The organism is Idiomarina sp. OT37-5b, from assembly GCF_002968395.1.
In the GTDB taxonomy this organism is placed as follows: domain Bacteria; phylum Pseudomonadota; class Gammaproteobacteria; order Enterobacterales; family Alteromonadaceae; genus Idiomarina; species Idiomarina aquatica.
The window spans coordinates 420,770-444,700 of sequence record NZ_CP027188.1 but is presented as its reverse complement, the minus strand read 5'-3'; the positions used below and the strand labels follow the sequence as shown (position 1 = coordinate 444,700).

At 52.1% G+C, this 23,931-nt stretch carries 26 protein-coding genes; 14 read left to right on the top strand and 12 right to left on the bottom strand.

Features of this window, described 5'->3' with window-relative positions:
- Positions 1-174: 174 nt before the first annotated feature.
- Positions 175-1,104 (bottom strand): electron transfer flavoprotein subunit alpha/FixB family protein, encoded by a 930-nt coding sequence (locus C5610_RS02140; protein WP_105305678.1) that lies wholly within the window; start codon positions 1,102-1,104, stop codon positions 175-177.
- Complete coding sequence (locus C5610_RS02135) at positions 1,101-1,850, bottom strand: electron transfer flavoprotein subunit beta/FixA family protein (RefSeq protein ID WP_105305677.1); 750 nt, start codon at positions 1,848-1,850, stop codon at positions 1,101-1,103. The genes C5610_RS02140 and C5610_RS02135 overlap by 4 nt, the downstream gene beginning before the upstream one ends.
- Before the next feature lie 140 nt (positions 1,851-1,990).
- Between C5610_RS02135 and C5610_RS02130 the strand changes: the two genes are divergently transcribed.
- Positions 1,991-2,380: a SufE family protein gene (locus tag C5610_RS02130; protein ID WP_105305676.1), complete on the top strand. Its 390-nt coding sequence runs from the start codon at positions 1,991-1,993 to the stop codon at positions 2,378-2,380.
- A 359-nt stretch (positions 2,381-2,739) separates the two neighbouring features.
- Here the strand turns inward: C5610_RS02130 and tcdA are convergent, their stop codons facing one another.
- From tcdA to rppH, 8 genes are read right to left on the bottom strand one after another with little or no spacing between them, the layout of a single operon-like run.
- Entirely contained in the window at positions 2,740-3,561 is an 822-nt protein-coding gene (gene tcdA / locus C5610_RS02125) for a tRNA cyclic N6-threonylcarbamoyladenosine(37) synthase TcdA (RefSeq protein WP_105305675.1), read from the bottom strand.
- Entirely contained in the window at positions 3,527-3,946 is a 420-nt protein-coding gene (locus C5610_RS02120; protein ID WP_105305674.1) for a PAS domain-containing protein, read from the bottom strand. The genes tcdA and C5610_RS02120 overlap by 35 nt, the downstream gene beginning before the upstream one ends.
- A 1-nt stretch (position 3,947) precedes the next feature.
- Complete coding sequence (locus C5610_RS02115; RefSeq protein ID WP_105305673.1) at positions 3,948-4,964, bottom strand: response regulator; 1,017 nt, start codon at positions 4,962-4,964, stop codon at positions 3,948-3,950.
- Between the two features lie 8 nt (positions 4,965-4,972).
- The gene (locus C5610_RS02110) at positions 4,973-5,839 is read right to left on the bottom strand and encodes a thymidylate synthase (protein ID WP_105305672.1); all 867 of its coding nucleotides are present in this window, start codon (positions 5,837-5,839) and stop codon (positions 4,973-4,975) included.
- Complete coding sequence (gene lgt, locus C5610_RS02105; RefSeq protein WP_105307672.1) at positions 5,836-6,642, bottom strand: prolipoprotein diacylglyceryl transferase; 807 nt, start codon at positions 6,640-6,642, stop codon at positions 5,836-5,838. Before lgt ends, C5610_RS02110 begins: the two co-directional genes overlap by 4 nt.
- A gap of 9 nt (positions 6,643-6,651) precedes the next feature.
- Positions 6,652-7,443: a sulfite exporter TauE/SafE family protein gene (locus C5610_RS02100; RefSeq protein ID WP_105305671.1), complete on the bottom strand. Its 792-nt coding sequence runs from the start codon at positions 7,441-7,443 to the stop codon at positions 6,652-6,654.
- A 1-nt stretch (position 7,444) separates the two neighbouring features.
- Positions 7,445-9,715 carry a phosphoenolpyruvate--protein phosphotransferase gene (gene ptsP / locus C5610_RS02095; RefSeq protein ID WP_105305670.1) on the bottom strand — a complete coding sequence of 757 codons (2,271 nt, stop codon included), beginning with the start codon at positions 9,713-9,715 and terminating at the stop codon, positions 7,445-7,447.
- A 3-nt stretch (positions 9,716-9,718) separates the two neighbouring features.
- Positions 9,719-10,246: an RNA pyrophosphohydrolase gene (rppH, locus tag C5610_RS02090; RefSeq protein ID WP_105305669.1), complete on the bottom strand. Its 528-nt coding sequence runs from the start codon at positions 10,244-10,246 to the stop codon at positions 9,719-9,721.
- 79 nt (positions 10,247-10,325) lie between these two features.
- Here rppH and mutH point away from each other — a divergent pair, with 79 nt between their 5' ends.
- Together mutH and C5610_RS02080 are read left to right on the top strand one after the other, a co-directional pair.
- Positions 10,326-11,006: a DNA mismatch repair endonuclease MutH gene (gene mutH / locus C5610_RS02085; protein ID WP_105305668.1), complete on the top strand. Its 681-nt coding sequence runs from the start codon at positions 10,326-10,328 to the stop codon at positions 11,004-11,006.
- A complete protein-coding gene (locus C5610_RS02080) occupies positions 10,996-11,679 on the top strand; it encodes a DUF2982 domain-containing protein (RefSeq protein WP_105305667.1) in 684 nt (227 codons plus the stop codon). Before mutH ends, C5610_RS02080 begins: the two co-directional genes overlap by 11 nt.
- A 7-nt stretch (positions 11,680-11,686) precedes the next feature.
- Here the strand turns inward: C5610_RS02080 and C5610_RS02075 are convergent, their stop codons facing one another.
- The gene (locus tag C5610_RS02075) at positions 11,687-12,421 is read right to left on the bottom strand and encodes an EAL domain-containing protein (protein ID WP_105305666.1); all 735 of its coding nucleotides are present in this window, start codon (positions 12,419-12,421) and stop codon (positions 11,687-11,689) included.
- A 165-nt stretch (positions 12,422-12,586) separates the two neighbouring features.
- Between C5610_RS02075 and C5610_RS02070 the strand changes: the two genes are divergently transcribed.
- The 8 genes from C5610_RS02070 to C5610_RS02035 all read left to right on the top strand — a co-directional run bounded on the left by C5610_RS02070 (position 12,587) and on the right by C5610_RS02035 (position 20,678).
- Complete coding sequence (locus C5610_RS02070; protein WP_105305665.1) at positions 12,587-13,003, top strand: ATP-dependent zinc protease; 417 nt, start codon at positions 12,587-12,589, stop codon at positions 13,001-13,003.
- Between the two features lie 2 nt (positions 13,004-13,005).
- On the top strand, positions 13,006-13,914 hold the full coding sequence (rimK, locus tag C5610_RS02065; protein WP_105305664.1) for a 30S ribosomal protein S6--L-glutamate ligase: 909 nt from the start codon (positions 13,006-13,008) through the stop codon (positions 13,912-13,914).
- Positions 13,915-13,946: 32 nt separating this feature from the next.
- A complete protein-coding gene (locus tag C5610_RS02060; RefSeq protein ID WP_105305663.1) occupies positions 13,947-14,966 on the top strand; it encodes a succinylglutamate desuccinylase/aspartoacylase family protein in 1,020 nt (339 codons plus the stop codon).
- Positions 14,963-15,313 (top strand): Hpt domain-containing protein, encoded by a 351-nt coding sequence (locus C5610_RS02055; RefSeq protein WP_105305662.1) that lies wholly within the window; start codon positions 14,963-14,965, stop codon positions 15,311-15,313. The genes C5610_RS02060 and C5610_RS02055 overlap by 4 nt, the downstream gene beginning before the upstream one ends.
- Before the next feature lie 69 nt (positions 15,314-15,382).
- Complete coding sequence (locus tag C5610_RS02050; protein WP_105305661.1) at positions 15,383-17,092, top strand: DUF342 domain-containing protein; 1,710 nt, start codon at positions 15,383-15,385, stop codon at positions 17,090-17,092.
- 93 nt (positions 17,093-17,185) lie between these two features.
- On the top strand, positions 17,186-18,106 hold the full coding sequence (locus tag C5610_RS02045; RefSeq protein WP_158682638.1) for a methyltransferase: 921 nt from the start codon (positions 17,186-17,188) through the stop codon (positions 18,104-18,106).
- Between the two features lie 97 nt (positions 18,107-18,203).
- A complete protein-coding gene (locus C5610_RS02040) occupies positions 18,204-19,844 on the top strand; it encodes an ATP-binding protein (protein WP_105305659.1) in 1,641 nt (546 codons plus the stop codon).
- 111 nt (positions 19,845-19,955) lie between these two features.
- Positions 19,956-20,678 carry a response regulator gene (locus C5610_RS02035; protein ID WP_187346274.1) on the top strand — a complete coding sequence of 241 codons (723 nt, stop codon included), beginning with the start codon at positions 19,956-19,958 and terminating at the stop codon, positions 20,676-20,678.
- Here C5610_RS02035 and C5610_RS02025 read toward each other — a convergent pair.
- On the bottom strand, positions 20,672-21,025 hold the full coding sequence (locus C5610_RS02025; protein WP_105305657.1) for an Hpt domain-containing protein: 354 nt from the start codon (positions 21,023-21,025) through the stop codon (positions 20,672-20,674). The two genes, C5610_RS02035 and C5610_RS02025, sit on opposite strands and share 7 nt — an antisense overlap.
- A 189-nt stretch (positions 21,026-21,214) precedes the next feature.
- Between C5610_RS02025 and folE2 the strand changes: the two genes are divergently transcribed.
- The 3 genes from folE2 to C5610_RS02010 all read left to right on the top strand — a co-directional run bounded on the left by folE2 (position 21,215) and on the right by C5610_RS02010 (position 23,885).
- Positions 21,215-22,141 carry a GTP cyclohydrolase FolE2 gene (gene folE2, locus C5610_RS02020; protein ID WP_105305656.1) on the top strand — a complete coding sequence of 309 codons (927 nt, stop codon included), beginning with the start codon at positions 21,215-21,217 and terminating at the stop codon, positions 22,139-22,141.
- Positions 22,142-22,346: 205 nt separating this feature from the next.
- Positions 22,347-22,907 carry a DUF2726 domain-containing protein gene (locus C5610_RS02015; protein ID WP_105305655.1) on the top strand — a complete coding sequence of 187 codons (561 nt, stop codon included), beginning with the start codon at positions 22,347-22,349 and terminating at the stop codon, positions 22,905-22,907.
- Positions 22,908-22,931: 24 nt separating this feature from the next.
- Complete coding sequence (locus C5610_RS02010) at positions 22,932-23,885, top strand: cobalamin biosynthesis protein (protein WP_105305654.1); 954 nt, start codon at positions 22,932-22,934, stop codon at positions 23,883-23,885.
- The last annotated feature ends 46 nt before the right edge of the window (positions 23,886-23,931 follow it).

The window sequence follows — 23,931 nt, the reverse complement described above, 5'->3', positions numbered from 1 at the left end:
GTTCTTCTTTTCATTGTGAGCCACCTAATATTTTTAACTTTTACGGCGGTTATGACTGAATCATGTCCGATGAGTTAAAAATATGCAAGTGTATCGGGGCGAAAAGTGAGGAAAATGACGCCACCTTTCATCAAGTTGTTGATTCAGGCGGCGTCAGAGAAGCGTTACTGCAGATTACAGTTTTTTGCTCAGTTCTGGCAGTACATCGAACAAGTCGGCAACCAAACCATAGTCAGCCACCTGGAAAATCGGCGCCTCTTCATCTTTGTTGATGGCAACGATCACTTTGGAGTCTTTCATCCCGGCCAGGTGCTGGATAGCGCCACTGATGCCCACCGCGATGTACAGTTGTGGGGCAACAATTTTACCGGTCTGTCCCACCTGCATATCGTTTGGTACGAAGCCGGCGTCGACCGCCGCACGTGATGCACCCACTGCGGCGCCCAATTTGTCGGCAATGTCTTCGATCAGTTTGAAGTTTTCGCCATTTTGCATACCGCGACCGCCTGAAATCACGATCTCAGCAGAGGTCAGGTCAGGACGTTCTGATTCAGCCAACTGCTCACCAACGAACGCTGACTTGTCGTTGTCAATCACGATATCCAGTGACTCAACACTGGCGCTGCCACCTTCTGCTGCGACCGCATCAAAGGCAGTGGTGCGCACAGTGATCACTTTGATCGCATCTTCCGACTGTACGGTGGCAATGGCATTACCGGCGTAGATAGGACGTTTAAACGTATCCTCGCTTTCAACGCTGATGATGTCCGAAATTTGTGCCACATCCAGCAGCGCCGCTACACGCGGCATGAAGTTTTTGCCGGTCGTGGTAGCTGGAGCCAGCACGTGGCTGTAATCTTTGCCTAATTCAGCGACCAGTGCCCCGATGTTTTCAGCCAGTTGATGTTCATAGACCGAGTTATCGGCCAGGAATACTTTGCTCACACCCTCGGCTTTAGCGATGTTTTCGGCAACGGTTGAACAGCCGCTGCCGGCCACCAATACGTGAATGTCGCCACCCAGTTTCTGTGCCGCAGCCAAAGTCTTCAGAGTCGACGGATCAACGGCGTTATTGTCGTGTTCTGCAACCACTAAAATGCTCATAGTACTTTGGCCTCGTTTTTCAGTTTCTCGACAAGCTCATCCACATCCGCCACTTTGATACCGGCGCTGCGTTCCGCAGGTGGCTCAACTTTTAGCAATTTAACGGTGCGTTTAACCTCAACACCCAAATCGTCGGTGCTGATGGTTTCCAGCGGCTTACGCTTCGCTTTCATGATGTTTGGCAGAGACGCGTAACGCGGTTCGTTCAAACGCAAGTCGGTGGTTACGATCGCCGGCAGGTTCAGTTTTACGGTTTGCAAACCGCCGTCAATCTCACGGGTGACGTTGATAAAACCGTCACCGACCTCGACTTTTGACGCAAACGTGCCTTGAGGCATACCGGTTAATGCACCCAGCATTTGACCGGTTTGGTTGTTGTCTGAATCGATCGACTGCTTACCAAGAATGACCATATCCGGACCTTCTTTGTCGACCACGCCTTTAAGAATTTTGGCGACCGACAGTGAATCCGGCATGTCGTCGGTTTCAACTTGAATCGCGCGATCCGCGCCCAGCGCCAAGGCAGTACGTAATTGTTCCTGGACGGCTTTCGGGCCGATAGAAACCACCACCACTTCGTCGGCCGTGCCTGCTTCTTTTAGGCGAACAGCTTCTTCTACGGCAATTTCGCAGAAGGGGTTAAGAGCCATCTTGACGTTGGCCAAATCGACATCGGACTGATCTGGCTTAACGCGGACTTTGACGTTGTAGTCAATCACGCGCTTCACCGCGACAAGTATCTTCATGTTAACTTCCTTTTGTTTGGAACTTTTAAAAAGTTACTCTTGTGATTTGCTGTTAATTTATCGTTATTATCCTTAACTAGCGTCCATCTCACAAGTTATGCGACAATTTAGTTTCGCAGATGTAAGGGAGAGTTTACGAATTGAACTGGGAACAACAATACCGTCGCTTGGTGCAGTTAGCTCGTACCCTCCCTCCGTATCCGGACGATGCGCGTGATGAGCGGCATCTGGTCAGCGGTTGTGAGGCTAAGGTCTGGTTATACGTTGATAGCTCGAATCCGGATGCGGTGGTGATTCGTTTTGATAGTGCGTCGCGGATTGTGAAGGGGTTGTTGGCGCTGATTCAGCAGCGGCTTGATGGGCAACCGTTGGCAGAGATACAGGCGTTCGACCTCGATGCGCTGTTACGGGCTGAGAATTTGGAAAATCATTTAACCCCATCACGCAGCAACGGCCTGCGTAACGTCGCTAAAAAATTAACATCCGACTTCGACGCCCCCCGATCGGTACGCTCGCCTTCGGCTCGCTAAACCGATGGCTACTTATGAACTGAATACGTGAATCGGTATAGTCCGGCTCCTGAGGCTTTAATGACTTTGCACGTTGAATTCTTCTTGCGCCATGTTGCTGAGTCTCTGCGTGAACTCACCAGCTAGGCGCCGCCTACGGCGGCTTGCTTGACGGCACGTGCTTCGCCGTGCCTTGCCTGGCGCGCCAAAGGCGCTTGCCAACACCGGCGAGTCGCGCCTGCGGCGCGACAAGCTTACTTGCGCCGCAGGCGCAAGCTACGGCTTTGATGCAAGGCGCCACGCGCCGCCAAGCAAGTTCGCGCAGCGAACGCCGAGCAAGGTGCGGTACGCACCGCCAGGCAAGCGGCTGTCAGCCGCGCCTAGCGCGGAGGCGCGCAGCGCCGGAGTAGTAGAGCAACTGCGTGCATGGCGAAGCTGCAGGTGACGGTCATGGCGGCGCCGAAGCCGGAGGAGCAGTTCATTTGCATGCTGCCGCTGCCCGGTTTTTGCAACGTCACCTCGCCCTCACCCTCACCACTGATGATCGGATAGCGCAACTGCTCTTCCGAATAGACGCAGTCAACTCCCCACTTACGTTTCGGGTTCTTAGAAAAACCATAATTACGGCGCAAATCCGAACGCACTTTTGCCAATAACGGATCCTGCTTGGCTTTGGCCAGATCAGCCACGCGGATCTGAGTGGGGTCGATTTGCCCACCTGCGCCACCACAACACACCATCCGTACCTTATGCCGTTTGCACCAGGCGACCAGCGCGGCTTTGGTTTTGACGCTGTCGATCGCATCCAGGACCGCGTCTACGCCCTGCAGATACTCGTCAAAATTATCCGGTAGCAGGAAGTCATCGATAACCCGCACGTCACAGTCCGGGTTAATGGCACGCACGCGTGCTGCCAGTACCTCTGTTTTCGGTTGTCCGACGGTATCAAAGGTTGCCGGCAACTGACGGTTAATGTTGCTGACACAGACGTCGTCCAAATCAATTAACGTGAGTTTACCGATACCGGTTCGCGCCAACGCTTCTAGCGCCCAGGAGCCGACGCCACCGAGGCCGGCCACGGCAACATGGGTTTGCTGAAACTGAGTGAGTGCCTGGCGTCCATAGACACGCTGGATACCACCCTGTGCTTCTGTTATTGCCTGATGATTACTGTTGCTCACGTACTTGCTCACTGACGTCATAAATGATTAAACAGACCTGATACACCTCGCCGCGGGGGTTATGCAGCGGAATCGCGGTCATATTCTGATACATCCATTCACTGGTCGCGGTAATGGGCCTACTGTTACGAAAGCGAAACACGTAGGGGCGCTGCTCCCAGGTAATAAACACCCGGGCGTCGAGCTCCCACACCCGTTCTACCTTTCGTTTGAGCCAGGCTTCATCAATTTCGGGACACACGCTAAACAGATTTTGGTCACGCACCTGGCTGGGGCGCAGGCCGCTGTGGTTCTGCATGAATTCATTCCACAATTGCACCCGGTATTCGCGATCCAGCACCACGATGCCCACATCGATGGCGCCGAGTATACTCATTTTGGCGTGTAATTCATCCATCTCTGTCATTTTAGTCCTCCTGCCCGGCCAGCCAGTGCGCCAGTTGCTGGTCGAGTACCTTGACGGCATCAGCAGGGAACAGCAACAGTAAGTCAAAGCCGATTTGATGCTGTTTAAGGGTGTAACCAATTTCAATGGCGAGTATGTTCTGCCAACGTTGCTCGGACTCGGCAAGTAATTCACTGATGGCTTTTTGTTCACCTAATAGGACAGGCTGTGACGCGGTAAACTCGACGTGCAACTGTTGGCCAAGACCGTTCAGGCAAGCGGATGAAATAATGGAAGCGATATCCATCAGCGCCTCAATACGCTGTTGTCGCATCGAGCCACTTAACTGATGACCCAATAACTGACAAACATCATCAATTGAGGTATCACTGAACAAGGTCAGGGTTTCCCCCAAGATACCGCTACCCGCAAAGCCCTGACTGATCGCCGACACACGTTCGCTGTTATCAATAGCCTGTAGCGCCATATGCAGTTCGGACGGGGCAATGAAATTGACATTGGGCACCGGCAGTTCAATAAAGGTGTTGAGCATACGCGCCAGATGGTCGCCCGCCTGCCCCATCGCGACATTGCTGACTTCTCGATAAACATCCAGCGCGTTCTCCGGCTGTGCCTGACGTTCGTCCACCAATTGTAGGTGTCCTGATGCCGGTTGATACAACCCGAACTGCTGTAACAACTGACGCAACTCACCCCCGGACATCGGCTTTTTCACAAACGCCATCGCACCGAGCTGAGTTACCCGTTGATGCGCCTGCGGCTGGATGTCGCCGGACACGACGATCACCAGCGATTCTAACTGCTGTTGTTGGATCGCCGCCAGGGTTTGATAGCCATCCATTACCGGCATGTTCAAATCAAGAAATAACACATCCGCCTGACCGGCTTTGACACAGGCTAGCGCCTGCTCGCCATCCGCGGCCTGATACACCTTAGCGTCCCAGTCCTCGGGCAAGGTGCGTAACAATTGTTTGCGTGCCATCCCTGAGTCATCGCAAATGGTGACCTTCAGTGACATGATGGTTCCTATACCGCGAACGGGTATTTTATCGCCGGATGCGATTGATAACCTTGAACGTTAAAATCGTCCTTGCTGACCCAGGTTTCCAGGTCCTGCAACGATCGGATGTCCGGGTTAATGTGCAACGACGGCGCCGGGTAGGGTTCGCGTTTCAGTTGCACGTCACGCATTAACGGCAACTGATTTTCATAGATATGGGCATTAACGATTTTATGATAGGCCTTACCCGGCTTATGGCCGGTGATTTGCGCCACTAACGCAAGTAACACAAAACATTGGATCTGATTAAAGTTTAACCCCAGCGGCACGTCGCAACTGCGCTGATAGGATGTCAGATGGAGTGTGTCACCCAGCAGCGAAAAGGTGTGCGTGTGCATACACGGACGTAAACAGCCAAGTTCAAATTCACCAGGATTATAAAACGTAATAATTTCACCGCGATCGTCGATACCACGACTGAGGTTATCGATCACCTTGCGCAATTGGTCGAGGTGCGTTCCGTCGGGTTTGCGCCATTGGCGGGCCTGCACCCCGTACACCCGCCCCATGTCGTCTTCGCCTTTGCGGTTCGGGTTGTTCAGCCAGGCCTGATTTTCATTGGCGTTTGCATTCCAGGTATTACAACCAATCGCGCGAAACTGCGCTGCGTTGTCGTACCCCCGCAAATACCCCAGCAATTCGGCAATGGCCGCCTTATAAAAGCTCTTGCGGGTTGTGATAAGCGGAAACTCATTGTTGCCGACATCGTAGCTCAGGTCTGCGTCTATCACCGTTAGACAGTTAATACCCGTGCGCTTGTTTTCAACCCAAACGCCCTCATCAACGATACGCTGACACAACTGCAGATACTGTTGCTCCGGACGATTACTCATGGCTGCACTACCTTTTCTTTACCCTTGGCCGCGTACAACAGGCCTATACCCAACAAAATCATCGGCAAGGTCAGCCATTGCCCCATCGACATCCCCAGAGACAGCAACCCAAGGTGCGCATCCGGTTCACGGAAAAACTCGACGGTAAAACGGGCGACGCCGTAACCCAGTAAAAACAGCCCGCTAACCGCTCCGCGGCCGCGAGGCTTTTGCTGGAACCACCAGAGTAATGCAAACAATACCAAACCTTCGAGCAGCGCCTCATAAAGCTGCGATGGATGGCGCGGTACCGGGCCGCCGCTTGGAAACACGATGGCCCAGGGCACGTCCGTTGCGCGTCCCCACAGTTCACCGTTAATAAAGTTGCCCAAACGGCCAAAGAACAGCCCCATCGGCACCAGCGGTGCGATAAAGTCGCCCACCTGCAAAAACGGTCGTTGTTTCGCTCGGGCATACCAGAACATCGCGGTGATCACCCCCAGCAAGCCACCGTGGAACGACATTCCACCGTCAAATACCTGGAATAAAAACAGAGGGTTATCAATAAAGTCAGCAAATTTATAAAACAGCACGTAACCGATACGGCCACCCAGAATCACGCCCAGAAACCCCCAGAACAGCAAGTCGGAAAACTGTTCCTGAGTCCAATGCTGACTGCGTCGAGCCTGACGGCTGCCCCACCAGTAGGCAAACACAAACCCGGCGATGTACGCCAGACCGTACCAGCGGATAGCAATTGGACCCCAAATATGCAGAATCACCGGGTCGATGGTTGGAAATTGCCAAAAGTCCGTTGGGGGCACATTCATCTCCTACTTCATTAATAAGTTAATCGCAACGACCACCAAAAAGGCCGCCAAAAAACGTCGCATCAATTTGATTGGCAAGCGATGCGCAAGCTTGGCGCCTAACGGCGCCAATAGCACCGAAGCCATTGAAATCGCAATCCACGCCGGCAGGTTAATCAGCCCCAAGGGGCCACTGGTCTGCTCGGACAACCAGCCGTTGAGGATAAACATCACCACCGAACTGCAGCCAATAACAAAACTGCCCAGTGACGATATGGCGATGGCCTGCCGTACCGGAATTCTTACGCGTTGTAAAAACGGTACCGTCAACGCACCGCCACCGATACCTACCAGCCCGGAAATGGTGCCGATGAGCGCCGCTCCGATGGCCAACAATCGTTTTGAGACACTGGTTTTCGGTTCACCTTCCGGCGCCGGCAGTAACATACGTATGGACAAAATCACCAACACTGCCGCAAAGCTCAGCTTTAACCATTCTGGATTGACCACGGTCACTAAAAACGCACCCAACAACGCACCGACTGACAACCCTGGCAATACCCGTATCAGCCAAAATCGCTCAAGATAGCCGGTACGGGAGTGAGTCAACGCGGCCGAAGCGGTGGTCATACAAATGGTCGCCAGGCTGGTAGCGATAGCACTGGGTACCACCAGTTCCGGTGCCACACCGATCACCGGCAATAAATAAATCAGCAGGGGAACCACCACCAAGCCACCGCCAATGCCCAGCAGCCCGGCCAGTAACCCAGCTAACGCACCACCACCAAGACACCACAGCCAAACGGTTATGTCCATATTATTTGCCCGCCCGGACGAAGCCGCCAAGGCCAATACTTTCCATTTTATTCGCGATCATTTTTCGTATCTGCTCCGGGTGTCTTGCCTGCAAGGCTTTTGCCAGCATCACCTGCAACGTGCTGGAGCGTACGTTGCGTAATATCCAGCGCACGCGATCGATGTTATAACTGTTCATGCTCAACTGGCGGTAACCCATCGCCACCAGCAGCAACGCGCCACCGGGATCGCCGGCAAGCTCGCCGCAAACACTGACCGGCTTACTTAACTCTTCACAACGCCGGGCAATTTCATCAAGACTTGCCAACACCGCCGGGTGGTAAGCATCGTACAGGTTGGCCACGCGGCGATTGTTACGATCCACAGCCAGTAAGTATTGCGTGAGGTCGTTCGAACCGACCGAGAAAAAGTCCACTTTACTGGCCAACGCCGGCAACTGGTAAATGATCGCCGGCACTTCAATCATAACGCCTAACTGCGGCTGTACCAGATTGACGCCAACCGCACAGCCCTGCTCTTCGGCCACCTCAAAATACGCCTGCTTGATCAGTCGCGACGCCTCTTCGACCTCGCTAACGCTGGTCACCATGGGCAATAAAATGCGTAAATTGGTGCGACCAATACTGGCCCGTAACATTGCCCGCACCTGCACCAGGAAGATTTCCGGATGATCCAGCGTTAAGCGAATGCCGCGCCAGCCTAAAAACGGATTATCTTCCTGCAGCGGTAGGTAAGGTAATGGCTTGTCACCGCCGACGTCCAGGGTCCGCATCACTACCGGTTGATCCGGAAACTGATCCAGCACCTCCTGGTACATTTCAACCTGCTCATCTTCGGTCGGCAGTTGATCACGCATCATGAACGGAATTTCCGAACGGTACAAACCAATGCCGTCGATGTTCAGGTTTTTCAGATGCGGTTGTTTAAGATCAAGGCCCAGGTTTAGATGCAAACTGACACGTTGGCCGTCCTGCGTTTGTGCCGGCAGATGGGCGTGCCGGGCAACAATCTCTTTGAGTTCTTCTTCTTCCTCCGCCAAATGACGGTATTGCTCTTTTACCTGCGGCGGTGGATTAATGTAAATTTCGCCGGTGTAACCATCGACAATCAGTTGTTTCTCTGCAAAAAAGTGCAACTCAATGTCGTCAATACCCAGTACGGCGGGAATCCCCATGCTCCGCGCCATGATCGCCGCGTGGGAGTTGCTGGAGCCGCGCAGCGAGATAATGCCTGCGATCTTTTCCTGGGGTAATTCGGCCAGCATCGACGCCGTGACTTCATCTGCAATCAAAATGCCTTCAGCCGGGAATAACCGCGGCTTGCGCTGCCGTTGTTGTAAGTGCAGTAACACCCGTTGACCAATATCACGGACATCCGTTGCGCGTTCGCGTAAGTACGAATCGTCCAATGCCTCAAACTGATCAACAAACTGTTCCACCACATGCTTGAGGGCCGTTTGCGCACGCCAACCCTCGTTAATCATCGCTTCAACCGCATTGCCGAGACTGGCGGCATCGAGCATGCTCTGGTAAACATCAAAAATAGATAGGGTGTCGTCAGGGACCTGTCCCAACATCCGCTCAGCCAACTGCTTTAAGTCGGCCCGGGTACGCGCCACCGCCTGGCGAAATTTGCGAATTTCATGTTGCGGTCGGTCGGTGCGCTGCGCTGAGACTTCCTTGAGACTGACTTCGGGGCGCGACACAAAGGCATCACCAATCGCCACGCCCGGTGAGCCGGGTAAGCCCTGCAGACTATGGATCCAGGGCGAGTTCTCATTGGCCAGTAAACCTTTGGCGCTGGCATGAGCAATCACGACCGCCAACTGCGCCGCCAGTGTGACGACAAAGGCTTCTTCCTCGCGGGTAAAGCTGCGTGCCTCGCTCTGATGCACAACGATAATACCGAGCACCTTACGGCGGTGAATAATGGGTGCGGCCAGTAAGCCCCGATATTCGGATTCGTTGGTTTCCGTCAGCTTTTTATTCGCCGGATGCTGACTGGCATCCGCGATATTCAGCGGCTCTTCACGCTGCGCCGCAAGCGAGATAATACCGTCGCCAAAATCCACCCGAACTTGCTCACCCTGCCGGGTACTGAGACCATCGCTGGCAGCCATCACAAACTGTTGTGTATCGTCGTCTGCTAAAAACACGCTACAACTGTCGGTCTGCAAGGCTTCCCGCACCTGACCCACCATCGCACGCAAGGCGAGATTAAAATCCGGCGACTTGTTAACTGTTTCGACAATGCGCTGCAAGGTTACGAGCATGAGTTACCGTCTTCGTTTGTTACCGCGGGAGTGCCGCGGCGGGCGTCCCCCTCCGTTAAATGGCATGGCGTGCGAAGCAAATTCTTTCATCACACGACGATACACATCGCGTTTGAACGAAACTACCTGCCTTACCGGATACCAATAGCTCACCCAGCGCCAACCATCAAATTCAGGGTGTCCGGACTTCAACACGTCAACATCTTCTTCGCGGCATTTCAGCCGCAAAAGGAACCATTTTTGTTTCTGACCAACACACATGGGCCGTTGTTCGCGCCGAATTAACCGCTTGGGTAATCGATAACGCAACCAGTGACGGCTGGTGTACAGAATTTCTACCTGCTCTGGCTTAAGACCGACCTCTTCCCAAAGTTCTCGGTACATTGCCTGTTCAGGGGTCTCGCCCTCATCAATGCCGCCCTGCGGAAATTGCCAGCTGTGCTGGTTAATGCGGCGAGCCCAAAATACCTGCCCATGCCCGTTACAGATGACGATTCCTACGTTTGGCCGGAATCCTTCTGCATCTATCACGCGAGCATCCTCAATTATTCTCTGTTAGCATTGATTCTTCCATAAAGGCCCGCTTTGGGCAAACGATTAGCTATTAAATATGAGCCTGAAACCCCAACGTCCACACAGTATTGATGAATTATTTGCCCGCGCCAGCGAGCTTGCCGGTCAGCGTTTTGCTGATCTTGCGGCTGCCGCGCAACTGCCCATTCCCAACGATCTGCGACGTGATAAAGGCTGGGTTGGTATGCTGCTGGAGCATTATCTCGGTGCGACGGCGGGCTCAAAGCCAACACAGGACTTTCCGGAACTGGGCATTGAACTGAAAACCTTACCGGTGGATGCCAACGGCAAACCATTGGAAACCACCTTCGTCTGTGTCGCACCATTAACCGACCTCGCCGGAGTGAACTGGCAGACCAGTAATGTCCGTAATAAGCTACAATGCGTATTATGGTTGCCGATTGACGGGCGCCGGGAAATTCCCTTGGCTGACCGGGTGGTCGGCAGTGCCTTTATCTGGCAACCCAGCGCGGCACAGGAGTCAATGCTGCAACGCGACTGGGAAGAACACATGGATCGCATTGCGCTGGGCGAAGTGGAGCACATTACCGCACGTCAGGGGGTGGCGTTACAAATTCGTCCGAAGGCAGCCGATGGCTCAGCGTTAACCGATGCGATAGGACCTGACGGGAGTATTATCCAAGTCAGGCCGCGTGGGTTTTATTTGAAAACATCATTTACCGAACAAATCATCCGGCAGGTATTTCATGCAGTTTAATGTGACCCCTCACGCCAAACGCAATGCCCTCACGTTTTGTGGGCTTGCGCTGTTGCTGTTTGCGTTAATTGTGTTTATCCACCTGGTCAGGGACGATGTGCCCGGCGGCGTTACCGTGGTGATCGGCGCAACCTCGGCGATCCTGTTGTTGCTGGGCATCGGTAAACTGATTGAACCGCCGGTGTCACTGAGCATCACCCCCGAACATCTGACGTACCTGCATCGCCGCGGCCAATGGCAGATCAGTTGGGATAATATCATCCGTTATGACGTGCCACGTGTAACCCGCATTCTGGATTTGGAAGACGCACCCTTTCTCGGGTTTCGCTTACACAATGTTGATGAGGTGTTGCAGTCGATATCGCCGCGGCTGGCGTCGGCGCTGTTGTTTGAACAGCGCCAACTGCTGACCATGGCGTTACGTCATGAACGCCCTGACCAGTCGGATTACTCGCAGTATTTCGATATTCCCGACCGTTATGTCAGCCCCAACGGGGTGGTTTACAAAGGTTTGATCGCGTCCTTTGCGGTTCGCATGGCACAGTTGCGTGAATTGTTGGGTTACGACTTATATGTCAGTGCCAATGCGCTTGACCGCGATGTCTATGAATTTAAAGCTCACCTTCAAAAACTGCAGGCCAGCCGCAATGAGGCGGCCGGCGAAGACGAGTAGCAGCGCATCAGTCGAACGTGGGAATGGAGTAGGCTTCAATTTCTGGCTTCTGGAAATAATACCCCTGCATCAGTTCCACACCGTTGTACTTGAGGTACAAATACTCGTCCTGAGTCTCAACACCTTCGGCAACCAACATAATTCCAAGCTCTTGAGAGGCTTTCTGAACCGCCGAAAACAAGGCTTTTTTAATCCGATCCTGATGAATATTACGCACCAGTTTCATATCAATTTTTAGGATATCGGGCTGGAAGTCGGCCAGCAGATTGAGCCCGGCGTAGCCTTCACCAAAATCATCAATGGCCGTTAAAAAACCGTGTTCACGGTAGGTTTTAAACACATCAACCAGCAAGCCGTGATTTTCCACCTTTTCGTGTTCGGTCACTTCGAAAATAATATTTTCACGCGGGAAACCGGTTTTTCGTGCGGTTTTCAACGTTTTTGCCAGACAGGTTTCGGGTTCATATATGGCATTCGGCATAAAATTGATGCTGACTTTTGACGGCAGATTAACTGCAGCTGCCGTTTCAATGGCCGCCATTCTGCAGCTCTGATCAAAGGTGTATTTGTTGGCATCGTTCACCCGCGACAGTACTTCACCGGCACCCTCGCCGTTTTCACCACGCACCAATGCTTCAAAGGCAAACACCTCTTTGGTCTGCACATTAACAATCGGCTGAAACGCCATTTTAATTTTAAAACCTAACGGACTCTCGCAGTCACACGATGGGCAAGCCGCCATTATTCCTCCTCGAACGTGGCGTCACAAATTACGCACGTAGCAGTAAAACGATTATGATAGCATTTGAGATCATCGACCCGTTCAACAAATAAATTGATTGCGCTAATCTGAAAATAGTGTATTTAGCACGCTCAGGATTTATTTTGTAACGGTCAGGAGATTGTCATGCAAACATTAGGTTGGAAGGAATGGGGCGCGTTGCCGGATATCGGGATTGATCGCATCCATATGAAAGTGGATACGGGCGCCAAAACATCCTGTCTGCACGCGTTTAAACTAGAACCTTTCGAGCGTGACGGTGCCACCTGGCTGAAGGTCTATGTCCACCCACAACAAGACTCTTTGCAAGAACACAGTTTTGAAGCCCCGGTCTATGAGCAACGCGAGGTCACAGACTCCGGCGGCCATACCGAAGTACGCTACGTCATTCGCACACGATTAGTACTAGGACAGTTTGACCAGGTCATCGAATTAACGTTAACTAACCGGGACACCATGAAATTTAGGATGTTGTTGGGCCGTCAGGCCATGCGCCAGCATTTTATTGTTAATCCTGCGCAAGCCCACTTATTAGGAGAATAACTATGCGAATTGCAATCTTGTCGCGTAACAGCAATCTTTACTCGACGCGTCGTTTGGTCGAGGCGGCACGGGAGCGCGGCCATCAGGTCGATGTTCTTAACCCGTTAAGTTGCTACATGAACATTAACGCGCGAGAAAACTCAATTCACCGTCACGGCAAGGAACTGCCTTACTATGATTGTGTCATCCCGCGCATCGGCGCATCGGTCACCTTTTACGGCACCGCGGTATTACGCCAGTTTGAAATGATGGGCACGTACCCGCTGAATGAATCGGTTGCTATTTCGCGCAGTCGCGACAAATTACGCTCGTTACAACTGTTATCGCGGAAAGGCATTGGCTTGCCGACCACCGGTTTTGCCGATCAGCCGCAGGATATCCCGGATCTTATTGATATGGTTGGTGGTGCGCCGCTGGTCATTAAACTGTTAGAAGGTACGCAGGGCATCGGTGTGGTGCTGGCTGAGACCGCACAGGCCGCAGAGAGCGTTATCGAAGCCTTTATGGGTATGAAAGCGAACATTATGGTGCAGGAATATATCCGTGAGGCCGGCGGTGCCGATATTCGCTGTTTTGTCTTGGGCGATAAGGTCATTGCAGCAATGAAACGTCAGGCCAAAGAAGGCGAGTTCCGCTCCAACCTGCACCGGGGCGGCAGTGCCAGCCTGATTAAATTATCGCCGGCTGAGCGCCAGACCGCGATTAAAGCCGCTAAAACCATGGGTCTGAATGTCGCCGGTGTCGACATTCTGCGCTCTAACCATGGACCGTTGGTGATGGAAGTCAACTCATCGCCGGGCTTGGAAGGTATCGAAACCGCGTCCGAGAAAGACATCGCCGGCCAGATCATCACCTTCCTGGAAAACAACGCCAAAGCGCATAAAACGCGCACCAAAGGGAGCCGCGGTTAATGAACAGAAGTTCTGCCTCTCGTAAGCCTGTTATGGCAGCCTTTGAACTGGCCGGTAAACGCATCGAACCGGGCTCTCATCAACACATTCTGATCCCGGCGGTGCGCCTGTACAATGACGCCCCGCTGGACTTACGTGTTGACGTATTCCACGGCACCCGCCCAGGCCCGGTGATGTTGTTGTGCGCGGCAATCCACGGTGATGAGTTAAACGGCATCGAGATTTGCCGCCAGATCATCGATCAGACCGATGCGTTACAGTTGCACGGAACCCTGATTGTGGTCCCTATCGTGAACCTCTTTGGTTTTATCCAGCAGTCTCGTTACCTGCCGGACCGACGCGACTTGAACCGTTGTTTCCCCGGTTCGGAGCGCGGAGCGCTGGGTTCGCGAATGGCCTATTTGTTCAGTGAAGAACTGGTTAAGAAGTGTACCCACATCGTTGATCTGCACACCGGTGCCATTCACCGCAGCAATTTGCCGCAGATACGTGTCGATGTGGAAAATGCCACTGCGCTGGACATGGCGAAGGCCTTTGGCTCACCGGTTATTCTGCACTCGAAAGAGCGCGATGGTTCATTGCGCGCCTTTGCCAACGAATTGGGGATTCCGTTGATCCTCTATGAAGCCGGCGAAGCTCTGCGCTTTGATGACGCATCCATTAATGCCGGCGTGATCGGCGTACAGAATGTCATGAAGCATCTGAAGATGGTCAAAGGCCGACGCCGTGGTAAGCGCATCACACCAGTAATTGCGCGTCGCTCAACCTGGATTCGTGCGGAAAAGGACGGCCTGGTACTGCGTAAGGTCGAGCTTGGCCAGACCATTCAGAAAGGTCAGGTGCTGGCACACAGCGTGAATCCGCACGCGGGCGAGGCCGATATCATTTCCTCACCGGTGCGTGGCATCATCATCGGCTGCAGCAACATCCCGGTAGCCAATGAAGGCGAGGCGCTTTTTAACGTTGCTCAGTTCGAGAAAGAGGAAATCTCTGAAGCCACTGAAGTGGTGGGTTCATTCACCGAAGTGTTCGACAACAAAACCCCGTTATGAACGCCTTAATTGACTTTGATCAAGGGCTTAAACATTGTGATAACCAGCACCGCATTTACCTTGCGGTGCTGCGACAGTTTCTAGCCCAGTACCAAAATGGCCTTGACGACGCCGTTATAATGCAGTCGCCAGAGCAGGCCAGGCTTGAATTGCATACGCTCAAAGGTTTATGCGCAACCATTGGTGCGATCCGTCTGAGCACACTGGCTGCCGACAGCTACCAGCATTGGACCAGCATCAGCACGGCCGATGCACAAGTTGAGTTAAGCAACATAGCGACTGAGTTAGCAGCACTTATACAAGTTATTGAAGAGTACCTGGCGTCGAATGAGATGTTAAATTTTTAGTCACATTTTTGTTAATTTTCGCTACACTGGGTCGATATAACAATAACGATTACTCAAGTTAACGGGTCTATGTCTGCGAAGCCGTCTGATAACATACGCTTTCAGCGCGATGGCAACGATGTTTATGTGTTTATTTCGGCATCCAATTCATCGATTAAAGCTGAGCGCTTAAAACAGGCTTTCCAATTGTCTGAGTTTGCCAGTGCGCAACCGTTGGATCGGAACAGTTTCGATACCATTGCCAAAAACTTCAACGACTGGCGGCAACAGCGGCAAGCGCAATCTCAGGACAACTACAGTGAAGAAGTCGCTGTCATTGTCGACGCCAGACTCACCATAACTATCGATGATGACGATATGTTAGCCACCGCGTCCGTGACGTCGGCCTGGGGTGGCGAGCCTCTTACCCGACCGCGATTGCTGGCCGAACTGAAAAGTTGCAGCATTTCCAGAGGTATTCAACGCAGCGGCATCAATCAAATCTTACAACACTGCATCGAAGCTCCGGCCGGTACAACCATCGAGGTGGTCATTGCCAAAGGTCGCCCCCCCATTCATGGCAAAAACGCGCGTTTTGAAGCCTTAGTTGAAGATGCCCGTAAACGCATTCTTAAGCCACAGGAACGTGAAGACGGTACCGTTGATATGCGTGACCTTGGCAAACAAATTACGGTGGATAAGGGCGATGCGCTCATGCGCCGCTTACCGCCGGAAGGCGGCCGTGACGGTTTCACCATAAAAGGTGAAACACTGCCGGCGGAGGGCGGCGACGACATTGCCTTAGCAGCCGGCGAGGGCACAGAAATCAGTGACCAGGATCCGGACTTGTTGGTCGCAACCAAGGTTGGTATGCCTTGGTTTACTCATAACTCGGCGAACGTCGATGATGTTTTAACCTTAAAAGCCGTTGACGTCGCGACCGGGCATGTTGACTTTAAAGGTTCTGTCATTATCTCCGGCAGTGTCACCGAAGGCATGCGCGTCAATGCCACCGGGGACATAACCGTAGCCGGTTACGTAGACTCAGCAGAGCTCAGTGCCGGTGGCAACATTACCATTCGCAAAGGTTGTATTGGGCACATTTCCAAAGAAGATGAGCAGTTGGTGCTGGATAATGAAAACTTTATCCCCACGTTAAGCAGCAAGCTCGCCGCCGCCGGTAATATTTGGTGTGCATACGCCCAGTACGCTTACCTTGAAAGTGGCCAGGGTATTATTGTCGATAAACAACTTACCCATTGCCACGTTATCACCGCTGGGCCGGCTGAAATTGGCGGAAATGACAAACAAGCCCGCGGCAAAATTATCGGCGGCACCTTTGAAACTTGCGCGCCGGTTTTTGCCGGACAGCTTGGCGCCAGAGCAGGCACCCGAACTCGCTTTATCCTCTCGCCACCACCTCCTGACGAAAGCACCCTGGATGCGTTGCAAAGTCTGACACAGAATTTAAAGCTGACGTTAAAAAAGCTGAAACGACTGAAAATGGGTTTGTCGCGCTGTAACGCGCTGGAAGACGAGCAACAGCGTATTCAACATACCCGAACGCTGATCAAAGCGATTCGTCACGAGCAGCGTAAGCTGCAGTCGCTCAAGGACGACATAGCCGTCATCAAAGCGTCCGCCGATCAACATCCAACCCTGAGAGTTATCGCCGCTAAAGAGGTTTTCCCCGGGGTTAAATTTATCCATCAGAATAAAAACTTGCAGATGAAAGAGCATCGCGGTGGTACACTGTTTATGCTTCAGGATCATCAATTACGAATGGATATATTACGATAACTTATGTCGGCAGAATCGACCTCTCACGCTGTAGCCAAATTACTTCAACGCCAATCTCAACAACCATGGAGTCCATCACAACGCACAGGACCCATGCTAGTGATTAATCCCGATGGCGACGCGCTGACCTTTTTGGACGCGGATGCCTGGTGTTTCCATGCCGGCCATGCCAAACATTGGCAACGGGCATTTTGTCAGGCACAACCACCCGACTTATCCTCTTATCGCGGGGCTCTGCTTGTCGTTGCCAAAGAGCAAACGCTGAATCACTACATTTTAACGCAACTGCAGGCGTTGCCCGCAGGCAGCCCAATCTGGCTTGTCGGCGAGAAGAGAGGCGGCGTCATGTCGCTGGCTAAACGTCTTCCGGACGGCTACGGTGCGCCCCAAAAACTTGCATCGGGCAACCATTGTCAGTTGTTTGAAACGCACGTAGAGGCTTCCCATACGGCTCCGCAGCTGCATCAATTTATGCACTCTGTTGCCGTGGATCTAACGGACGTCCAGTTTTCGCTACAAAGCCTGCCCGGCGTATTCAGCCAACAACGGCTGGATGTCGGCACACGGCTGCTGTTGGAGCATTTGCCCAAGCAACTGAAAACCCCCATCGTTGATTTTGCCTGCGGCAGTGGCGTTATTGCGGCCACCCTGCATAAGCGCCAACAACCAAAGCTTTATTTAAGTGACGTTAACCCATTGGCGGTGGCGGCAGCACAACATAACCTGGCAGCGGCCGATGCCGAGATTTTTCTCAACGATGGCTTACCCGAGGACATTGAAGGCGTCGGCACCATTGTCAGCAATCCGCCGTTCCATACCGGTTTAAGAACCGATTACCAAATTGCTAAACAATTTATTCGTGACGCTCATCAGGCATTACGCAAAGGCGGCGATTTGTACTTGGTGGCTAATCGCTTTCTGCCCTGGCCGGAGGCGATTGAAGCCCATTTTGGTCATTGCGAACGCCTCGTTGAAACCAATAAGTTCTGTGTTTATCACGCTCAACGGAAATAAAGGCACAATCGTCGTATGCCGGTAATTATGAGGTGCAGTCACGTTAACGCTTTGATAACATATTACTATTCACTGAACAGCGAGCTAGTGTAGATTCATGCAATCGATATCCCTTAGGCGCGGCCTCATTATCGTAGTGTTACTGGTAACGGCAACCGCGCTGGGTATTGGCTTCACCATTAATGTGGTCAGCCAGGTCAGTCAATATCAGTCATCGATGCTCAAGCGTGTTTCTTCTTATGCAAAAATTATCGCCGGCAACGCCCGTGAGAGTGTCGCACTTAATGACAACAGTGAAGAATCGCAACGACTCAATTCACTGGCAAACAGTCCATTTGTCCAGCATGTCCATATTTACCGGGTCGATCCAAACAGTGCTGAACTGAGCTTTTTTTCAAGTTATAACAAAGAAGGTCTGGCACCCATTCCCGCTAAGTTCTCAAAAATTGAACATCTCAGCGAACCCCGTATCAATGAGCATTATATGGAAGTGGCAGAACCGATTCTGCTCGACGATTCCGTTGTCGGTTATGTTTATTTACGCGGCTCCAATGATGAGGTGCGTCTGTTTATGTGGCGTGCCATTGCGATTGCGATTGCGGTCTTTGTGATCACCATACTGGTGTGCTGGCTGGCGACCTTAAAACTGCGGCACCGTGTGATTCAGCCACTCGAACATATCGTTGATATCGCCAGTCAGGTGGCACGGGATAAAAACTATACCCTGCGCATTCCGGAATCCAGGCTCGACGAGTTTAATGATTTGGGCCAGTCGCTGAACATTATGCTGGAACGTGTGCAACATCAAATTAGTCGGCAACAACGCGCGGAAAAAGAAGCAAGTCAGTTGAACCTGGAACTTGAGCAGCAGGTAACGCAACGCACGAAAGCCCTACGGGAATCAAATCAGGAATTACTGGCTACGCTCGAACAATTGCATCAATACCAAGGGCAACTGGTGGAATCCGAAAAAATGGCCTCACTGGGTGATATGGTCGCGGGTATTGCGCATGAGGTCAATACACCGATTGGTCTGTCGGTCACGGCATCGACACTGTTGCAGGACAAGTTGGCGGTTATGCAGGAAAAATTCCAGCAAAAACGTATTTCAACCAACGAGTTTGCCCGCTTCCTGGATGATTGTGACGAAAACTTGTCCATCATTTATCGCAACCTTAACCGCGCCGCGGAATTGGTCACCAGCTTTAAGCAGGTCGCGGTCGATCAATCCTCAGAAATCGACCGTACCATCGAAATTCATAGTTTTATGCGTGATGTGCTGACCTCAGTTAAACCGCGTCGACTTGACGTAGAAAAGTTCCCCATTCATGTGCATTGTGCGGAAGGTTTGTCGGTGATTACCAAGCCCGGTCCACTGAATCAAATTTTAATTAACCTCATTGTAAATTCGATGGTGCATGGTTTTGACGGCAGAAGCAGCGGCACGATCGACATTTCCTTCGAACTGATTGATGACGACCTTGAAATCACCTACCGCGACGATGGCAACGGTGTACCTTTTGATATCCGCAAAAAAATATTCGACCCCTTCGTTACCACCAAACGGGGCGCCGGCGGCAGCGGTTTGGGGCTGCACTTAGTTTACAACCTGGTTACCCAGGTGCTCGGTGGCAATATTCACTTCTTCAGCGAGGAGCAACATGGTGTCGAGTTCATCGTGCGTTTTCCGGTTAGCGTGGTACAGTCAGTAAAATCGATTGAAACCATCGACGACTAAACGGCCCATATGCTTGAAAAATTTTGAACAAAAGTCATAATATAGCGTCAATATTTGTACAACTTTTCTTAAGCGCTAAATTATAATAATTTGCCAGGAACGCGGAACACTATGAACGCCAGACTATTAATTGTGGAAGATGAGGTTGTTACCCGCCAGACATTGACCCGCCTATTTCAGCAAGAGAATTACGAAGTATTTGATGCGGCTGACGGCCTCCAAATGGAAAACATCATGCGCCAGGAGCGTATCGATGTTGTCATTATGGACGTTAATCTACCCGGAAAAAATGGTCTGGAATTGGCCGAATCCTTGCGCGAGCGCGACAACATCGGTTTGATCTTTTTGACCGGCCGCGACAGCGAAGATGACCGCTTGCTGGCGCTTGAATTAGGTGCTGATGACTATTTGATTAAGCCTTACAACCCGAAAGAGCTGACCATTCGAGTGCGCAATCTGTGCCGTCGCATCGAAGCATCACGCAACAGCAGTCCGGTCGAAAGTAACAGCGTACAGTTTCATTTCCATGGCTGGCGCTTAAATAGCGACAGCCGTTGTTTGTATTCACCGGACAATCAGATGTTCCGCCTACCGAAAAGCGAATACCGGGCACTGGAGCTGTTCTTAACCAGTCCGGGGCGCATCCTTGACCGTGAAACCCTGGTTAAGCGTATGCTGGATCGCGAGTTACGTCCGAATGATCGTACTGTCGATGTAGCTATTCGTCGTATTCGCCGGCATTTTGAATCGCACCCGGATACGCCGAATCTGATCACCACCATTCATGGTGAAGGCTATCGCTTTATTGGCGAGGTCACTCAGGAAGCTCAGTGAGCTTCCTGTTCAACCCACTGATTGAGTTGTTGCCGGTGAGGGATAACCGAGTCGGCCCATTCAATCAGTAGTCGCTCCGCCTGAGGCCATTCCCACGCGTCTTTTTCGAGCCGTTCCATCAGCTTGGCCAATTGCAGTAAACCCACGGAGTTACAAGCACCCTTCACTTTATGAGCTTGACTGCGAAGTTGCTCTTCGTTTTTTTGCTTTGCCGCTTGATGCAGTAAGTTTGCGTAACTTTGTATGATTTGATCAAAGGTTGCCAACGTCGCCTTTAGCCCGTCGTCACCCAAACTCTCGCGATACTGATTCAATAACTCAGTATCTAAAACCTGTTGTTCGGCCATACCTTAACTCCATAACAATCCAAAAGCTTATCCTGTGCGTAAACCTTGATTCAGTCAACCGATTCAGATAATCGGTTATTTCTGATTAAATTTTGTGTTCGGGAATGAAATGATCCCTGCATCTACGATATACTAGCGGATTCAACATTTATGCTTGATACAGTAAACACCGATCGGAGTTCAAAACGAATGCCTAATAGCATGCCCGACGTAGCCAATCAGAGCCAGGCACAAACAGAAGGTACCCTGGACTGGGTTGGCATGAGCAACATAGAAGTGCCTCTTATGGTCGCCGCTTCTGACGCCGCAGAGCGTCCAGTGGCTGCGCACGTGGAGGCATTCGTTAACCTTAAAGATCCGAAAACCAAAGGCATTCATATGTCTCGGTTGTATTTATTACTGGATCAGCTTTCCACCGAGGGCGAACTCAGCCACTCGTCGCTTAAGCAACTTTTGCGTGACTTTATCGAAAGCCACAGTGACATCAGTAATCAAGCGTTTATTAAGTTTGATTTTGAATATCACCTACGTCGCGAGTCATTAATCAGCCGCAAGAAGGGCTGGAAAGCCTATCCGGTGAGTTTGACCGGGCGCTATGATGCCGGCAAATTGTCACTCGAATTGGCGGTCGACGTGCCCTATTCGTCAACTTGCCCTTGCTCAGCAGCGCTTGCACGCCAACTGATTCAAGAGGCTTTTGTTGAAAAGTTCGCCGACAAAGAAGTGATTGATAAAGCGACGCTGCACGAATGGCTTGGCTCTACCGAAGGTATTGTTGCAACGCCACACAGCCAACGTTCAACGGCAGAAGTTAAGGTTAAGCTTGCCGAAGATCTGGAAGAGTTTCCGATTGTTGCATTGATTGATGCTGTTGAAGGTGCGTTGAAGACACCGGTGCAGGCTGCGGTTAAACGTGAAGACGAGCAAGAATTTGCGCGCTTAAATGGTCAAAACTTGATGTTCTGTGAAGACGCCTCGCGCCGACTCAAGCATCAGCTAAACCAAATGCCAATTTTCAAAGATTTTTGGCTGCGTGTTAATCATTACGAGTCCTTGCACGCGCACGACGCCGTCGCCATCGCCACCAAAGGTGTCGACAGCGGCTACCGGGCTTAGGCTCTTCGGGCGGCCTAGGCCCTTCGGGCGGTTTAGGCTCGCTGCGCTCGCGGTGTAGCTTGCTGCCTTCGGCGCAAGGGTTTAGGGGCTTCGCCCGTCAAACCGGCCGAAGGCTCTAAACCGCGAGCGGAGCGAGCCCTTGGCACAGCCTTTGCATTAAATTTGACACGAAGTTTGTTGTGTCAAATTTTTGCCGAGGTGAGTTATGGAAATCGTATTACTCCTTTTTGTTGTTGTATTAATTGCTGTAGCGCTGATCGCCAGCCGCATGTCAGAGAACTACGCGCCCTACCCCTACAAACTGAAAGATGTCAGCCTTTGCACCGCGCAGGAAGCGCAGTTCATGACATTACTGGATAAAGCCGTTGGCGCTGACTTCCGCATCTTCACCAAAGTCCGTTTAAGTGACATCGTTACCGTCAAAAAAGGCGTGTCCGGCAGCGTCCAGAAAGACGCGCAGGCAAAAGCCAACCAACGGATTCTCGATTACGTGCTGTGCGATATCGAAACCATGCAAATTAAAATGGTTATCGAACTTGAACCGGCAACCAATAACCTGCAACAGCAAAAACGCAACCTGTTTTTGAAAAATACCCTGGCAGCAGCGGGACTTCCGTTCCTGCGGTTTAAAGCTAAACCTGGCTATCGGGTAGCGGACTTGCACGACTATATTCACGCGAAAATCCGTCAGGCCGAGCACATCCGCGCGGCGGTACCGAAAACCGAGCAACCGCAAAACGGCCAGCAATCTCCCGTTGCCGCCTAAGCTGGCTTTCGGCAAAATGAGGTCATGAACGCGCATGACATCCAGCAAATTTTAACCTCGCCATGGGGGCTCGCGCTGATCGCTATCGCCATCGAGCGCTGGCTCCCATGGCCCGAACAATGGCACCCGGTGGCTATTTTTCGGCTATTCGCCAACTATCTGCAACGTAAGGTTAACCAATCCCGATACGCGCCGTCCCAACAGCGCCTCGCCGGTGCTCTTGCATTGCTATTACTGTTGCTATTAACCCTGGTGCCGACCGCGATTGTGGTATACGCCGCTGACTTGTCGCAATGGCTGGGAACCCTGGTGTTAGTTGGCTGTTTGCGTCAACAGCATCTGCTGCACACATTGGATAGCGTTGAAAAGCTGGCCCGCAAAGGGCAAAAGCGAGCAGCCCGGGCATTACTGGCACGCACCGACTGGCGCGATACAAATAACCTCAGCGTGCACGGCATTTTCAAAACAACCTTTGAGCTGCGCGCGTTGAGTGTTATCGAGCACCGTTATGTGCCTGTGCTCGGCTGGCTACTTGGTGGCCCTATCCTGGCATTGGCATTGCGCGTCACCACCGAGCTGTACCAGTTATGGCCGGTTTGCATGCCGCGCTTTCGTCACTTCGGCGTGGCGGTACGCGTTGCTTATGCGGTTACCATTGGCCCAGTGACCTTGCTCTTGGCCATGGTTGCCTCGGTGCTGGCCGCGCTGCGGCGCCGTCCCCGGGATGAGCCAATCGATAACAATAGTGCCTGGCTCTGGCCTACCGCACGCTGGTTACAGGCGCTCGCCCGCTTATATAACATGAGTACCGGCGGGCCATTACAAGTCGCCGGCCAACGTCTGCAGCGGCAACGCTTTGCCGGACGCCCCCCGGAATACTGCTACCCACGCTACCGCCTCTGGTTGAGCGCCTGGCAGTCAACATTGATCCTGCTGGTAACGATTGCGCTCATACTGTTGTTCATTTATCGACCCTGAGCACGACTTCGTATATACTGTGCGCCCTAATTAGCAACCATAATCT

Coding starts and splice junctions, on each gene's coding strand:
- C5610_RS02140 (WP_105305678.1), bottom strand. CDS start 1,104: ATGAGCATTTTAGTGGTTGCAGAACACGACAATAACGCCGTTGATCCG.
- C5610_RS02135 (WP_105305677.1), bottom strand. CDS start 1,850: ATGAAGATACTTGTCGCGGTGAAGCGCGTGATTGACTACAACGTCAAA.
- tcdA (WP_105305675.1), bottom strand. CDS start 3,561: ATGACGTCAGTGAGCAAGTACGTGAGCAACAGTAATCATCAGGCAATA.
- C5610_RS02120 (WP_105305674.1), bottom strand. CDS start 3,946: ATGACAGAGATGGATGAATTACACGCCAAAATGAGTATACTCGGCGCC.
- C5610_RS02115 (WP_105305673.1), bottom strand. CDS start 4,964: ATGTCACTGAAGGTCACCATTTGCGATGACTCAGGGATGGCACGCAAA.
- C5610_RS02110 (WP_105305672.1), bottom strand. CDS start 5,839: ATGAGTAATCGTCCGGAGCAACAGTATCTGCAGTTGTGTCAGCGTATC.
- C5610_RS02100 (WP_105305671.1), bottom strand. CDS start 7,443: ATGGACATAACCGTTTGGCTGTGGTGTCTTGGTGGTGGTGCGTTAGCT.
- ptsP (WP_105305670.1), bottom strand. CDS start 9,715: ATGCTCGTAACCTTGCAGCGCATTGTCGAAACAGTTAACAAGTCGCCG.
- mutH (WP_105305668.1), top strand. CDS start 10,326: ATGAGCCTGAAACCCCAACGTCCACACAGTATTGATGAATTATTTGCC.
- C5610_RS02080 (WP_105305667.1), top strand. CDS start 10,996: ATGCAGTTTAATGTGACCCCTCACGCCAAACGCAATGCCCTCACGTTT.
- C5610_RS02075 (WP_105305666.1), bottom strand. CDS start 12,421: ATGGCGGCTTGCCCATCGTGTGACTGCGAGAGTCCGTTAGGTTTTAAA.
- C5610_RS02070 (WP_105305665.1), top strand. CDS start 12,587: ATGCAAACATTAGGTTGGAAGGAATGGGGCGCGTTGCCGGATATCGGG.
- rimK (WP_105305664.1), top strand. CDS start 13,006: ATGCGAATTGCAATCTTGTCGCGTAACAGCAATCTTTACTCGACGCGT.
- C5610_RS02060 (WP_105305663.1), top strand. CDS start 13,947: ATGGCAGCCTTTGAACTGGCCGGTAAACGCATCGAACCGGGCTCTCAT.
- C5610_RS02055 (WP_105305662.1), top strand. CDS start 14,963: ATGAACGCCTTAATTGACTTTGATCAAGGGCTTAAACATTGTGATAAC.
- C5610_RS02050 (WP_105305661.1), top strand. CDS start 15,383: ATGTCTGCGAAGCCGTCTGATAACATACGCTTTCAGCGCGATGGCAAC.
- C5610_RS02045 (WP_158682638.1), top strand. CDS start 17,186: ATGCTAGTGATTAATCCCGATGGCGACGCGCTGACCTTTTTGGACGCG.
- C5610_RS02040 (WP_105305659.1), top strand. CDS start 18,204: ATGCAATCGATATCCCTTAGGCGCGGCCTCATTATCGTAGTGTTACTG.
- C5610_RS02035 (WP_187346274.1), top strand. CDS start 19,956: ATGAACGCCAGACTATTAATTGTGGAAGATGAGGTTGTTACCCGCCAG.
- C5610_RS02025 (WP_105305657.1), bottom strand. CDS start 21,025: ATGGCCGAACAACAGGTTTTAGATACTGAGTTATTGAATCAGTATCGC.
- folE2 (WP_105305656.1), top strand. CDS start 21,215: ATGCCTAATAGCATGCCCGACGTAGCCAATCAGAGCCAGGCACAAACA.
- C5610_RS02015 (WP_105305655.1), top strand. CDS start 22,347: ATGGAAATCGTATTACTCCTTTTTGTTGTTGTATTAATTGCTGTAGCG.
- C5610_RS02010 (WP_105305654.1), top strand. CDS start 22,932: ATGAACGCGCATGACATCCAGCAAATTTTAACCTCGCCATGGGGGCTC.